Source organism: Arthrobacter sp. 210 2 (assembly GCF_059093025.1).
This window is the reverse complement of record NZ_JBNHIE010000005.1, coordinates 133023-146005: the sequence shown is the minus strand read 5'-3', so window position 1 is coordinate 146005 and position 12983 is coordinate 133023. Positions and strand designations below refer to the sequence as shown.

13 protein-coding genes are annotated in these 12983 nt (G+C 62.4%); 4 read left to right on the top strand and 9 right to left on the bottom strand.

Annotated elements, in window-relative coordinates; genetic code table 11:
• Positions 1 to 68: 68 nt before the first annotated feature.
• Positions 69 to 668 (bottom strand): PadR family transcriptional regulator, encoded by a 600-nt coding sequence (locus tag AC5RWA_RS11845; protein WP_275727654.1) that lies wholly within the window; start codon positions 666 to 668, stop codon positions 69 to 71.
• Positions 669 to 827: 159 nt separating this feature from the next.
• On the opposite strand from AC5RWA_RS11845, the gene AC5RWA_RS11840 reads away from it, so the two are divergent.
• The 3 genes from AC5RWA_RS11840 (at position 828) to AC5RWA_RS11830 (ending at position 4395) form a co-directional block, all read left to right on the top strand.
• A complete protein-coding gene (locus AC5RWA_RS11840; protein ID WP_494057767.1) occupies positions 828 to 1922 on the top strand; it encodes an aromatic ring-hydroxylating oxygenase subunit alpha in 1095 nt (364 codons plus the stop codon).
• Between the two features lie 27 nt (positions 1923 to 1949).
• On the top strand, positions 1950 to 2966 hold the full coding sequence (locus AC5RWA_RS11835; protein WP_494057766.1) for a PDR/VanB family oxidoreductase: 1017 nt from the start codon (positions 1950 to 1952) through the stop codon (positions 2964 to 2966).
• Between the two features lie 94 nt (positions 2967 to 3060).
• Positions 3061 to 4395: an MFS transporter gene (locus tag AC5RWA_RS11830; RefSeq protein WP_494057765.1), complete on the top strand. Its 1335-nt coding sequence runs from the start codon at positions 3061 to 3063 to the stop codon at positions 4393 to 4395.
• A 190-nt stretch (positions 4396 to 4585) separates the two neighbouring features.
• On the opposite strand, the gene AC5RWA_RS11825 is transcribed toward AC5RWA_RS11830, so the two are convergent.
• Genes AC5RWA_RS11825 through AC5RWA_RS11815 form a run of 3 tightly spaced genes read right to left on the bottom strand, consistent with a single transcriptional unit; the run spans position 4586 to position 6941 of the window.
• Positions 4586 to 5482 (bottom strand): ferredoxin family protein, encoded by an 897-nt coding sequence (locus AC5RWA_RS11825; RefSeq protein ID WP_494057764.1) that lies wholly within the window; start codon positions 5480 to 5482, stop codon positions 4586 to 4588.
• Between the two features lie 22 nt (positions 5483 to 5504).
• Positions 5505 to 6710, bottom strand: a complete 1206-nt coding sequence (locus AC5RWA_RS11820) for a cupin domain-containing protein (RefSeq protein WP_494057763.1) — start codon at positions 6708 to 6710, stop codon at positions 5505 to 5507.
• A gap of 3 nt (positions 6711 to 6713) precedes the next feature.
• Positions 6714 to 6941, bottom strand: a complete 228-nt coding sequence (locus tag AC5RWA_RS11815) for a BatC protein (RefSeq protein ID WP_494057762.1) — start codon at positions 6939 to 6941, stop codon at positions 6714 to 6716.
• A gap of 578 nt (positions 6942 to 7519) precedes the next feature.
• Between AC5RWA_RS11815 and AC5RWA_RS11810 the strand changes: the two genes are divergently transcribed.
• On the top strand, positions 7520 to 7690 hold the full coding sequence (locus tag AC5RWA_RS11810) for a hypothetical protein (RefSeq protein WP_181884694.1): 171 nt from the start codon (positions 7520 to 7522) through the stop codon (positions 7688 to 7690).
• A 29-nt stretch (positions 7691 to 7719) separates the two neighbouring features.
• Here AC5RWA_RS11810 and AC5RWA_RS11805 read toward each other — a convergent pair whose 3' ends face one another.
• From AC5RWA_RS11805 to AC5RWA_RS11785, 5 genes are all read right to left on the bottom strand, one after another.
• Complete coding sequence (locus AC5RWA_RS11805) at positions 7720 to 8013, bottom strand: DUF4259 domain-containing protein (RefSeq protein WP_494057761.1); 294 nt, start codon at positions 8011 to 8013, stop codon at positions 7720 to 7722.
• Between the two features lie 238 nt (positions 8014 to 8251).
• Positions 8252 to 9193 (bottom strand): glycoside hydrolase family 43 protein, encoded by a 942-nt coding sequence (locus tag AC5RWA_RS11800; protein ID WP_258868376.1) that lies wholly within the window; start codon positions 9191 to 9193, stop codon positions 8252 to 8254.
• Between the two features lie 401 nt (positions 9194 to 9594).
• The gene (locus AC5RWA_RS11795; RefSeq protein ID WP_494057760.1) at positions 9595 to 9720 is read right to left on the bottom strand and encodes a hypothetical protein; all 126 of its coding nucleotides are present in this window, start codon (positions 9718 to 9720) and stop codon (positions 9595 to 9597) included.
• Between the two features lie 740 nt (positions 9721 to 10460).
• The gene (locus AC5RWA_RS11790) at positions 10461 to 11939 is read right to left on the bottom strand and encodes a mannitol dehydrogenase family protein (RefSeq protein WP_494057759.1); all 1479 of its coding nucleotides are present in this window, start codon (positions 11937 to 11939) and stop codon (positions 10461 to 10463) included.
• Between the two features lie 8 nt (positions 11940 to 11947).
• Positions 11948 to 12952, bottom strand: coding sequence for a carbohydrate kinase family protein (locus AC5RWA_RS11785; RefSeq protein ID WP_494057758.1), 1005 nt, complete (start codon positions 12950 to 12952; stop codon positions 11948 to 11950).
• Positions 12953 to 12983 lie beyond the last annotated feature (31 nt).

Sequence of the window (12983 nt, the reverse complement as noted above, 5' to 3'; positions counted from 1 at the left end):
CGGACCCTCGAAGTATCCCTGGCGTCACAGAGTGGACCGGGAAGGAAAGCGTTGTCAGCGAAGTCTAGTCAGCTATCCTCCCCTACGGGTCCCGAGAGTGAATCGATGAGTTTGAGTCCCCGTTTGCCCCACTCGATCTCCGTCTCCGCCCGGGCAATCAGGCCTTCATAGGTGAAGACCTTGTATTCAACAGTCCGCTGGCGGTCAGCCTCAGCAGTGGCAGCCAAGCGTTTGCTCAACATCTCGTTTGTTCCTGCCCGCAACTGGTCGATCATCTCCGCCCATTGATCGCGGCGCATCGTGTGATAGTCAATGTGGGCCTGCATATGCTCCCGTGCCGCCTTGGGTTCAGCCCACTCCAGGTAGGCAGCCTTAAGGTGCACGGGGTCGCGCTCACGGGAATACTCCACCGGCTCACGCATCCATGCCCGGAACGCGGCCCGCCCTTCTTCAGTGATGCGGTACTGCGTCTTCTTTCCCCGGGGGCCCCACGAAACCTCCTCCGCTTGCAGCAGACCTTCCTTGGCCATCTTCCGCAGCTCAGGATAGATCTGCGAATCAGGCGCATGCCAGACGAAGGCAACCGAAGACTCGAATCGTTTTGCCAGGTCGTAACCGGTCATTGGCTCGACGGAAAGCAAAGCCAAAAGCGCGTAACGCAAACTCACAGTAGGTTCCCTTCAAGGTCTTGCTAATAACTATATCGATAGATAGTCTGTGACCCAAGCCACCAACTATGGACATAGATAGTTGCGGCGTTCCCCAAAGATTCTTCATTCGCCTGGCATGCGTAAGACACGTCCGCCGGCACCGGAAAGAGGTCAAAGATGACTGTGCTCCAGTCCAGTAGTTCCACCACCGCTAAAGTCCTCGGCCACCCGCTGAATGCGTGGTACGTCGCTGCTTGGGACCACGAGGTTACGCGCAAACCCATGGCCCGCACGATTGCTGACCGGCCGCTGGCGCTTTACCGCACAGAGGACGGCAAGGCCGTTGCTCTCGCGGACGCGTGCTGGCACCGTCTGGCGCCGTTGTCCATGGGGAAAACAGTCGGCAAGGACGGCATCCAGTGTCCGTACCACGGCATCGTCTACAACTCTGCCGGCCGCTGCGCGTCCATGCCGGCACAGGAGACCATCAACCCCTCGGCCACTGTCCCCTCCTTCCCCGTCGTGGAACGCCATCGGTTTGTGTGGGTGTGGCTGGGGGACCCGACCCAGGCCGACCCCGATCTTGTCCCCGACATGCATCAGATGGACAGCCAGGAATGGGCCGGCGACGGGGAGACCATTTTCGCTCCCTGCAATTACCAGTTGGTCCTGGACAACCTGATGGACCTTACGCATGAAGAATTCGTTCACGCCTCCAGCATCGGCCAAGACGAGCTCAGTGAATCCGACTTCGTGGTCACGCACGATGACCGAACAGTCACCGTGTCCCGGTGGATGCTCAACATCGACGCCCCTCCGTTCTGGCTCAAGAACATGCGGGACAAGTTCCCCGGGTTCGAAGGCAAAGTGGACCGCTGGCAGATTATCCGCTTCGAGGCGCCCTCTACTATCCGCATTGACGTCGGCGTCGCCAAAGCCGGCACCGGCGCGCCCGACGGCGACCGCAGCCAAGGTGTCAACGGCTACGTCATGAACACAATCAGCCCGGAAACTGCCAAGACCTGCCACTACTTCTGGGCCTTCATGCGCAACTATCGGCTGGACAGCCAGCTCATCACCACCCAACTTCGCAACGGCGTGCACGGCGTGTTTGGGGAGGACGAGGCGATGTTGAAGGCCCAGCAGGAAGCCATCGACGCCAACCCCGATTACGAGTTTTACAACCTGAATATCGACGCCGGCGGCATGTGGGTCCGTCGGCTGATCGAGCGCATGCTCCAGGCAGAGGGCCGCCTGGCAGCGGCCCTCTGAACAGCCAAGGACTCAAGGAAAAAGACTATGGCAGCAACCAACAACGAAGTCTGGCAGTCCGCAACGGTGGTGGCCATCTCGGATGTGGCCGCGGGAATCCGGCGCATTGAACTGGAACCGTCAGCACCGAAGCATGCGGAGCCCGGATCCCACATCGACCTCCTTGCCACTATCGACGGCGGGCAGGAGAAACGCTCCTACTCAATAGTGGAATCCAAGGACCTCGGGAAGACCCTGGTCATCAGCGTCTTCAAGGCACCCGTTTCGCGGGGCGGATCGGTCTACATGCACACGCTCAAGCCGGGTGACACACTCCGCATCACGCAGCCCCTGCAAAACTTCCCGCTGCGGGTCGGGGCAGAGCGGTACGTTCTGCTGGCCGGCGGCATCGGCATCACCGCGATCATGAACATGGCGGCGGTGCTTCGCAACGTCAAGGCCGACTACACCCTGGTCTACGCGGGGCGGACCCGGGCTGCTATGGCCTATCTGCAGGACCTGCAGGAGATCCACGGGGCCCGGCTGCAGGTCCACGTCGACGACGAGGGAAGCAGCTTGGACGTGAACGCCTTGGTGGGGGGAATCGACCCGGGCACCGAACTCTACATGTGCGGACCTATCCGACTGATGGATGCAGTCCGCCGCAGCTGGACCGAGCGCGAACTGGCGCTGCCCGACTTGCGCTACGAAACGTTCGGAAACTCCGGCTGGTACGACCCGGAGGAGTTCGTCGTCCGTATTCCACGGCTTGGCATCGAAGCAAAAGCCGGGCAGGGCCGCTCCATGCTCGAAGCACTCGAGGACGCCGGCGTGGACATGATGTTCGACTGCCGCAAGGGCGAGTGCGGCCTGTGCGAGGTGCGCATCCTGAACTTGGACGGCGCCGCCGTCGACCACCGCGACGTTTTCTACAGCGAACGGCAGCAACACGCTGCAGAAAAGATGTGCTGCTGCGTTTCACGGGCCGTCAGCTCCCCCACAGGTTCCCGTACAGACGCCAATTCTTCTGCCACCCCTGCCGTTGTCACCATCGACGTGTCCTAGACACACTCTGATCTCCCCATCAAGGCTGCGCACCTCGTGCAGCCACAACAGCTAAAGCTCCCGAGGGAGCCTCCTAGGTTTCAAGGAAGACGCCATGGATCTGCGTGAACGCATCAACAACTCAAAAATGTCGCCATATCAGTGGGCCATCATCGGCCTGTGTGTCCTGCTCAATGCTCTCGATGGCTTTGACGTACTCGCAATGGCCTTCACCGCGAACGGCGTCACCAAAGAGTTTGGTCTTACCGGCTCCGAACTAGGCGTCCTGCTCAGCGCGGGGCTCGTGGGTATGGCCGTTGGTTCCCTTTGCCTCGCACCAATGGCTGACATCGTTGGACGGCGCCCGATGATCATCGCCTCAGTGGGCGCGGCAGGTGCCGGCATGCTGCTGGCAGCAACGGCGAACAACATGGCGGAGCTGGGCATCTGGCGTTTCCTGACAGGACTGGGTGTTGGTTGCATCCTTGCCTGCACCAACGTCATTGCCAGCGAATACTCCTCCAAAAAACGCCGGGGATTGACCATCAGCATCTACACGGCCGGATACGGCATCGGAGCGACGCTTGGAGGCGCCGCAGCAGTTTCCCTCCAAAGCCAATACGGCTGGCGCTCCGTCTTTGTTTTCGGCGGCATCTGCACGCTCAGCATCCTGGCCGTCCTGCTGTTCCTCCTGCCCGAATCCGTGGACTTCCTCGTGACGAAGCGGCCCCGCAACGTCCTGGACCGCCTCAACCGGATCGCACGCAAGACCGGTCATCCCGAAGTCGACGCCCTCCAAAACGCCCAAACCGTCGTCAAGGCAAAAACCAACCCCTTTTCCGACCTGCTGACCCCCGCCAACCGGCGTTCCACCCTTCTGCTCTGGGTAGCGTTTTTCACCACCATGTTTGGTTTCTACTTCGTCAACAGCTGGACCCCGCGTCTCCTGGTCACCGCAGGCATGACGGAAAGCCAAGGCATTACCGGAGGCCTGATGCTGACCCTGGGCGGCATCTTTGGCTCGGTCCTCTACGGCGTCCTCGCCACCAAGTGGAACAGCAAGATGGTCCTCGTGGCCTTCACGGTGCTCTCCGCCGTCATGATCGTCGTCTTCATCTCTTCCGCGTCAGTGATCCTGCTCGCCCTGGGTGCAGGGGTCCTCGTCGGGATGCTGATCAACGGCTGCATCGCCGGGCTCTACACGCTTGCTCCTGCCCTCTACCCCGCATCGGTCCGCAGCACAGGCGTCGGATGGGGTATCGGCATCGGACGAATCGGAGCCATCATTGCCCCGCTGATCACCGGCGCCCTCCTCGATGCATCCTGGTCCGCCGTACAGCTCTACCTCGCCGTCGGTGTCGTCGTACTCATCAGCGCCGTCGCCGTAGGAATGATCAGGTCCAAAAAACCCGTCACGAGCGCACCCTTTGAGGAGCTCACCGAAGTCTGAGCATGGTCGACTGCCGTGCCCTCACTTCAGGGGGCCCGGCAGTTCATCGTTGTGCCGAACGCGCTTTTCGCTCGGCGCTACCAGCCGTTGTGGCTTCGCAGCGCACCACGAGCGAGGCCTGGGTCGCCGCGACGAGCGCAGCCATCGTCGACTTCCCCAGCAACGAAACCGCCTTCGGCAAACCCGGCCTTTAGACTGCGCGGATCGAAATGAGCTCGTAGACCGTGGCCGAGCTCATCGCCGGCCCGCGGCAGGTCAGTTGGCGCGGCGGGGCGGGCTGGGCCTGCAGTTCGACGTCGACACGCGCCGGGTGCGGCGGTCGGCCGGTGATGCGGATCCGCCAGTGATCGCCGTCGCGGGAGGTCTCGACAACCCTGTAGTCATTCCGGCCGGCCGGGCCGAAACGTCCGAGCGTGGCCGCGACAGCGGCCTGCTGTGCTGGGAAGAGATCAGTATAACCGCGCAAATATTCGGAGTGGATACGGCCGGCGAGGTGTTCTTCGATCGTGGCGACGGACGACTCAGCGTCCAGATTCCCGTAGTACACACCGTCGGGCGCGACAACGACATTGCCTGCGAACCTGTCACCGCCTACATGCGAGCATTCCCACACCAGCTCCGGCCAGCGCTGACTCAGCGCACGTCCCACGGGCCGTCCCCATACGGCACAGCATTGGTCATGTTGACTGTGGGTGCAGACCAGGATGACGGGCGGATGGCCGAGCGTTCCGGGGAGGCTGAGGGCTGTGGCAATCTCCGCGAGATCCTCATCCTTGTCCCACGTTCCCCATCGCTGACGATACTCGCCCGATTCCTGATGGTGCAGTACTGCCCAATGGCTCTGCCCCTCACGGCGGCGGGGGCCGGGCCGTCTCACCAGCAGCACCCGCGCCCGCGCCGCTTTCGCGGCGGAGAGCACAATAGCTTTGGTCTCAGGCTCGAGATCAAGCCCTTCGAAGCCATTCAGAGGCCACCCGCCCCGGTACTCGATGAGGACCCAGACGACGCCATGCGACGCTGTGCCCGCAATCGGATCGCTGCGCAACCGGGCGCTTTCACAGCAGAAAAAGCGCTCCGTGGCCGCCACTGCGGCGAACTCACTGTCTGGGTCACTGTTCAACGGGAACGAGGACCCCCGCGCGCAACAGCCTTTCAACAAGTCCGACGCCGAGATCACCCGCGCTGTGGACCTCGCCGTCCAGCGCGCACATCACAGACGGCAAATCGGCTTCCGGGAAGTCGAGCCAACCCACGCGCGTGCTCAGGCGCAATCCCTCCAGCCGTGCTTCCAGTGCATCGCGAAGCCGCACCGCAGACTTGGGGCTTAAGCCTTCGACGGCCGCGAGCTGGGCCAGCGGTCCCAGCGGCGCGGGGCGTCCCTGTCCTCGCCGGGTGCGGTGGAACAATGCAGTGGTATCAGCCTCAGCGAGGGCAGCCGCCAGTCGCCCACGGACGACGTCGATCTCCCCATTTGGCCCGTCCACGCCCAAGGGCAATGTACGGCGCATCTCGGGATCGTCGCACAGCGCTGCGAGCGCGGCCTGTGCGAGCTGTTCGGCCAATGCGTAGCGGGTCCAGCTGTGGATTCCAAGCGTGAGGTGGATGGAGACCTCGCCCTGCGCCTGGGCAGCATGCAACCAGCCACGCGGCAGGTAGAGGACATCCCCGGGCTCCAGCACCGTATCGATATAGGCCTCCCCTTTCGCTGCCTCGGCCACGGTGGACCGGCGATCAGTCCAGGGTTGGTCACGCAACGGGTCCGTGTGAACCGGCTCGTGAATGATCCAGCGCTTTGTACCCTCGATCTGCAGAACGAAGACGTCGTGCACGTCATAGTGATCGTCAAACCCACGGTTTTGAGGCGGCGTGATGTAGGCATTGGCCTGCACCGGATGTCCGAGCTCGGTGCTCAGCCTGCTGCTGAAGTCCGATACAGGCTCCCAGGTGCGGTGCAGTGCCTGCAGCACGAGCGTGGCACCGTCCGCGAATTTGCGCCAAAGCGCTGTGTCGTCCAGCTGGTCAGAGATAGTGGCGCCGACCCCCGCGGATGAGGTGAATGATGAGTCGGGAAATGTCGTGCCGCCCTTGGCGACGCGGAGAAAGGGTGTGCGCAGTCCACGGCGCGAGACCAGTTCGTCGACGGCCGCGGCAGAGAACAGATCGGCGAAGTCGCTTGCGCCACGGGTGAGCAGGGCTGTGCGCCCCCAGACGTCGTCGGCGAACCTTTTACGGCCAATCTCAATCAGGCGTGTCTCCAGGACCCCGCCGCTTTCCAAGGCGTCGGGGTCCTGAAAGTCCGTACGGGTGGTGCTCAAAATTCAGATGCCCCGTTCTGCGGCTCCCCCATCCGCTCCGCCGTCGGCACCGCTGTCAGCCCCACCATCGGCTCCCCCATCCGCTCCGCCGTCGGCACCGCTGTCAGCCCCACCATCGGCACCGCTGTCAGCTCCTCCGTCGGCACCTCCATCATGCATGCCGGGGACGCCGGCCGCGCCACCGTCCGCGGGCCCTTCCTGCTGGTTTGGATCCTGCTCTGGACTGGTCATGCTTCCTCCCGAGAATCGAATCGCTAGAATCAGCTCCGTTACTGGCACCTGATTACTCAACCGGGCGATCCTTCATCGGCACCGCCCGTGATCACCCTAACGGCATGGGCCAGCCCTGGGAACACCTTCTTTTACAACTCAGGTAGCTTCAGAACTGGGGTCGCCGTCGTGGTGGCCTTTACCATTCCCACCCCTGAAGGGTCATGGAGCCGCCCTGAATCTATGCCGGCGGGCAGCTGCAGCAGGACTCATGATCCCACTCTGGGCCAGGGGCATCCCCCGCCGCTCCCGCGTCTGAGTCTCAACCACGGGCCGGTCGTCCAATCCCTTGGCTCGGTACGCTTTCGCCAAGTACACACAGGCTTGCGAACACACTCCTAAGCATGCTTATCATGGGTTCAGTCGAATGGGGATTTGGCTGTGAGGGGAGTCGAAAAGGTGCGCTCAGCGAACTGGGCGCACCTTTTTCGTGCCCTCACGCGTGTCCGCCATCTACCGACCCCTACTTGTGTAAATTCCGCTCTGATGCTGCGGAGTTGCGTCCGGGAATCTTGGCGGCACGGTCCTAGACTTTCGGCATGCACCCCTTAGTGGCAATCGGCCTGGTGTTCCTCGCCGCGATTGCCTGGACGGTCACCGTCCTGACCACGCTGATTGTTCTGGTCAAAGCCCGGCGCCGGCCGCCCGGGGAAGTCAGGCGCGCAGTCCATAGTGCGGAGGTCCAAAGCGTCGATGAAAGGGCGGCTTAGACATGACCGGGTGCGCCGGCGCTGCGACCCTACCGCAAGGCCGCGCGCAGCCTTTCGGCGAGATCTTCGAGGGATGCGCGCCATTTTGGTTCGTCGGCGTCATCCCACAGCTCGGCCAGCTCGGATTCCTCCCCTGCCACCCGGCCTACCGCCTCCAGTGCAAGCTCCACGTCCTCGGCGGTGAGCTCGGCCCCGTGAGCGGTTACCCAGTCAGCAACGTTTTCCGGCAGGTCCCCTGACGCGCTGCCCTGGCAGGCTGCAATGATGTCGGCGGCGGCGACATTTTTGCTCTCGCATAACCCGATACTTGATCGAATATCCATTATCGGCATTCAAACAACGGCAGTAGAAGTAGCTGCGAGAATTTAGGGGTTGTAGGAAGTGGGTGCGGTTCCGGGTTTCGTTTCTGGTGCTGGTGGATCCGGGCTGACGCGCGAGTTACACGGCCCATGCTGGATGGCTGGGCGCGCACAAGCCAGAACCAGACATGCGATTAGGAACAGGGACCACGGAATCAGTCTTGGGAACCCTGGATCTTGGTTCAAGACTCACACGCATTCATCACAGGATACGGACCCGCGGCCCCTTGATCTCCACCTCGATGAGCTTGACACGTTCGTCAGGGGTGTTGTTTGGCCAGTGGAAGACCAGGTAGTCCTGTCCTTTGGCGGTACGGAGGATCATGCCGTGGCCGCCGTTGCTGGTCCACAGGGGCCGGTCGTGCTGAAGCCAGGGCCCCGTAATGGATCCACTTTCGGATTCGGCGACGCCCATCGCGTATCCGGCCTCGCCGTGGCTCGACCACAGCATCAGCAGCGAGCCCTCGGGCGATCGGATGAGAAATGGACCGTCGGTGAACAAGGGGTCCTTGGCAAGGTTCAGGCCCGCTGGTGGTTCGACCCCCTTCGGGAACTGCAGTGGCCTGCTCCAGGCTGCCGATGAAGCTGCGAACAACAGGATTGGCTCACCGATGCCAGCTTTCAGGTCCTGTGTCAGGCGGAGCGCGTACATCTCGCCGTCAGAGATCCCTGGCTTGTCAGCTGTCCCCTCCGCGCCGCGGCTGTAGACCAACCAGGGGGCAGAGTCCTCAGCAATGAAGAGTGTTCCGTCGAGGCTTGGCTCAGACGCCGACGTCACGGGTCCATCGCTCCACGGCTCGTAAGGGCCTGTGGGGTGGTCCGCGACCAGGACTGAGACTCCGCGGGGGCGTGCGCCGGTGGCGGTGGCAAATGTGGCAAACATGAAGAACCGCCCGTTAAGGGAGTGGACTTCCGGCGCCCAGTACTGGGTGTCCGCCCAGAAGCCTTGCGGAGGGCGGAACGCGGCAATGGGGCCGTTCCAGCGCTCGAGATCATCGCTGATGTAGCAGTCGAAACCGGTCGCGGGGCCTCCCCAGACGTTCTTGTCGGTCGTCCCGAAAAGGACGAACTCACCTGGAGACGGCTCCAGGATGAACGGATCACGCATCCGAATGTCCTCAAGGCGGAGTTGTTCAACGGGCATTTGCGTTCCCTTCGTCGGCTTGGCGGCTCACCGCGTCCGGGCACCCGGCCGGCGTGCACCGGACACCAGTCTTGCCGTCTTCGGCAACCGTTTGGAGCACCACTTTCGCCCAATGGAAACTTTCGCCAACGGAGCCGGGCCAGCGAAGCGTGCCCGAGCAGGCCATGCGCACCTCCCCCAGTGGCGGCCCCTCCCCGATGTTTAGGGGCCAGCGCTTAGGTGCTTCCTGGAAGCACCAGATTCCTCGTAAGCGTGAACATTTCGGGCAGTACTCCCGTCTCATGAATACCCGCGCATGCCGGCTTAAGTCCGCTAGCGGAAGTGGCTGTGAGAGCTCCCGTTCAAAGCAGTGTGGCTGCTTTCCTAACTTCGGGTTTGGGGTTTGCATGAGGAAGGGGCGGCTAAAGCTTGGTGATGGAGGTCCTCAGGTAGAGGTTCTGGAGTTGGAGCTGTTCCTCCAATGAACGGATGCTTTTGAGGCGGGCTCTGGTGTGTTCCGTGAGGACCAGGCCGAGGAATACGGCCATTGCAGCGTTCGTCAGGAAGTATCCGTAGCTCCCGGGTAGCGCCGCAGCCAAGTAAACAGTGCTTCCAGCGGAGATCAGGATGATTGATGGAACAGCGTGGAGTGCTCTTTCCAGGCCGCGCCGCCGCTCGAACAGTTCCGTTGTCCAGTCACTGAATAGACTGGCAAGGGGAAGAGTCCCTGTCTGGACGGCATACCGCAAACAGCGCATTTGGTCTTCCGACAGCGCAGAGGCAGGCTTCAAAATCGGTGAGGGAACCAGAACGAAAAGGAACAATCCGCAGAAGAGTGGCAGGTTCCCCCAGAGCAGATCCCAGTACACAGTTCCGGGCCGCGCATCTGCCTGCCACGCCAGCCACAGGGGAATCAGGAACACGTTGAGGAAGACGAGAGCCGGCAACAACCGGCGTCGGCACTCCGGCCACATACCGGTTGTCACTCGTCACCATCATGGTCTCGCGGCGCCGAACTAAGGCACACGCCTTCCCAGTCGCCGTACATTCTGCGACCGTGCCCGGCATACGAGAGTAACCAGACAATTCTTGAGTCGGGCGACTTAGCGTCAATTTTTGCTTTTTCGACGTGCCCGTCCGGGTACTGGACGTCCACGTCTGCGCCGACGTGAAGTTCCGACCAATTTCGGGTGGCATACTGCGTCTCAGGATGTGACTGCGTGCTTCTCGTGTGGCTCATTGTTGCCCGCTTCCTCGTCGACCGGCAGGAACGCTTGGTGTCTTCCGGTCAGGGCTGAGAGGTAAGAGATTCAAGCGTGGCTCGTGCCCCGCCCTCGTGGAGTTTGTTCAGCGCTTCGGTGTAGGCCTGGACGAACAGCTCGTTGTCGATCAGGTCTCCGAAGATTTGTCGGTTGGAGATGAACGCCAGGGGTTCCTCGCGCTGGCGCGCGGCCGCTGCCATCAGCGGTTCTTTGAGCCGGTCGACGACGTCGATGATGTTTCCTTGCTCGTCAACGCCTTCGGCGTAGCGGGCCCAGCTGGCCACGATCGCGGCCGAGCGGTGTATGTCCCCGCCCTGTTCCAGGTTGGTGTTGATGACAGGCAGCAGCCATTTGGGGATGCGGTCGGAACTTTCGGCGCACAGACGGGCGAGGGTGTCCCGAATGTGCTCATTGGAGAAACGGTCAATGAGGGTTTGCTTGTAGCTGTCGAGGTCTATTCCCGGCACGGGCTCCAGGGTCGGGGTTGCTTCCTTGTCCATGTAGTCCAGCAGGAAGCGGGCAAACAACGGGTCTTGGGCAGCTTCGTGGGCGTAGGTGTAGCCGGCGAGGTGGCCGAAGTAGCATATGCCTTGGTGGCTGGCGTTGAGCAGGCGGAGTTTCATGAGCTCGTAGGGTTCTACGTCGGCAACGAGTTGGACACCGGCATCCTCCAACGGGGGCCGGCCGAGACTGAATTGGTCCTCGAGGACCCATTGTTCGAAAGGTTCGCAGACGACCGGCCAGGCGTCCTCGACACCATATTCGAGTGATGCGGTCTGCCGGTCCTCGTCGGTGCTGGCGGGGGTGATGCGGTCGACCATGCTGTTGGGGAATGGGACATTTTGCCGTACCCACGCGCCAAGTTCTGAGTCTTTGAGGGCAGCAAAGGCGGTGAACATCTCGCGGGCAACGTTGCCGTTGCCCTGGATGTTGTCGCAGGACATCACGGTGAAGGGGGCAAGTCCGCGCTGCCTTCGGCGGGCGAGGGCTGCTGTGATGAGACCGAAAGTCGTCCGGGGCGTGGCTCCCGGTTGAAGGTCATGGACCACGTCGGGGTTGTCCGCGTCGAATTCTCCGGTGACGTGGTGGAAGTTGTAGCCGCCTTCGGTCACGGTCAGCGAAACGATGCGGATGGCGGGCGAAGCCATCTTCTCAATCACTGCTTCCGGGTCGTCCGGGGCGAAGAGGTAGTTGATGATGGAGCCAATGATCCTGCCATGTCTGATGCCGTCGGCGTGCTTCACGGTGAGGGTGTAAAGGCAGTCCTGGCTGTCCATGACCTTCTTCATGTGAGCGTCGCCGGGCAGGACCCCGACTCCGCAGATGGCCCAGTCCAGAGCTTTTCCGGCATTCATGAGCCGGTCCAGGTACATGGCCTGATGCGCGCGGTGAAAGCCGCCGACTCCGAAGTGGACGATGCCCTCTGTCAGTTGTGACCTGTTGTATGCAGGCTGGCTGACCGGGCCGGGAACATCGGGCAGGGTGTAGTTTTTCAGGGGTTGCATGGGTGCGCCTACGCTTCGAGGAAGGGCGATGGGATTGCCAGCGGGCCGAGCTCGGCCGGTCCCGGTGGGTTGGCGCCCGCCCGGGAGCAGGTGATGCCGGCTGCTTTGTTCGCGTGGCGGGCCAGGGAATGGAGCTCGTCCTGGCTAATCCTGTGGAGTCGCTCCCGGCCAGCTGCGCCAAGTGCGTCCAGCTGCGCCAGCCCGGAGATCAGTGCGGCCATGAAGGAGTCTCCTGCTCCGACGGTGTCCGCTACGGTGACCGTTTCGCCGGGGATGTCCACCCTTCCGGACCGGCTGAGGAGGACGGGTCCGTTGGCGCCGCGGGTCAATGCCACCAGGGCCGGCCCCAGAACCAGCCATGCGTTCATTGATTCCTCCAGGGTCCTGTCGGGGTAAAGCCAGAGCAGGTCCTCGTCGCTGGCCTTGACGATGTCGCTGGCGGCAACAAAGTCCTCTGCCTGTTTCCTGGCGGCTGCTTTGTCCGGGCTGATTGCCGGTCTGCAGTTGGGGTCGAAGCTGATGGTGGCGTGATGGCGGGCACCGTCGAGCAGGCCCATCACCGATTTGCTGCCCGGATGCAGAACCGTGGCGATGGATCCGGTGTGGACGTGCAGGGAGTTTTCCGCCGCTGCCAGGGCCGGGATGGAGGCTCCGTTGATGTCCCAGCTGATGGCGAAGGTGTACCGGGCGGCTCCAGTGTTATCTAAGGTCGCCACAGCTGTTGAGGTGGGTTGGGTTCCCCCGACGATGGTTTCGACACCGTTGTTCTCGAGGTGCTTGGCGATCAACTGGCCGTACGGGTCCTCGGCGAAGTGGGTGACGAGTTTGGTGCGAAGGCCCAGCCGGGCGCAGCCGACGGCCACATTCAGGGGGCTGCCGCCCGGGTGCGTCTCTAATGCTGTGCTCCCTTGGCGGGGGTTTTCGATGATGTCGACGAGTGCTTCCCCGATGACAGTGACCAGGGCTTTGCTGTCGGAGAGATTCGGTTCCGTGCCGGTCCCTTGTGATGACATGGCTGCTTCCTCGCAGGTCGGTGCTTTGATG

Coding starts and splice junctions, on each gene's coding strand:
- AC5RWA_RS11840 (WP_494057767.1), top strand. CDS start 828: ATGACTGTGCTCCAGTCCAGTAGTTCCACCACCGCTAAAGTCCTCGGC.
- AC5RWA_RS11835 (WP_494057766.1), top strand. CDS start 1,950: ATGGCAGCAACCAACAACGAAGTCTGGCAGTCCGCAACGGTGGTGGCC.
- AC5RWA_RS11830 (WP_494057765.1), top strand. CDS start 3,061: ATGGATCTGCGTGAACGCATCAACAACTCAAAAATGTCGCCATATCAG.
- AC5RWA_RS11815 (WP_494057762.1), bottom strand. CDS start 6,941: ATGACCAGTCCAGAGCAGGATCCAAACCAGCAGGAAGGGCCCGCGGAC.
- AC5RWA_RS11810 (WP_181884694.1), top strand. CDS start 7,520: ATGCACCCCTTAGTGGCAATCGGCCTGGTGTTCCTCGCCGCGATTGCC.
- AC5RWA_RS11805 (WP_494057761.1), bottom strand. CDS start 8,013: ATGGATATTCGATCAAGTATCGGGTTATGCGAGAGCAAAAATGTCGCC.
- AC5RWA_RS11800 (WP_258868376.1), bottom strand. CDS start 9,193: ATGCCCGTTGAACAACTCCGCCTTGAGGACATTCGGATGCGTGATCCG.
- AC5RWA_RS11795 (WP_494057760.1), bottom strand. CDS start 9,720: ATGGCCGTATTCCTCGGCCTGGTCCTCACGGAACACACCAGAGCCCGC.
- AC5RWA_RS11790 (WP_494057759.1), bottom strand. CDS start 11,939: ATGCAACCCCTGAAAAACTACACCCTGCCCGATGTTCCCGGCCCGGTC.
- AC5RWA_RS11785 (WP_494057758.1), bottom strand. CDS start 12,952: ATGTCATCACAAGGGACCGGCACGGAACCGAATCTCTCCGACAGCAAA.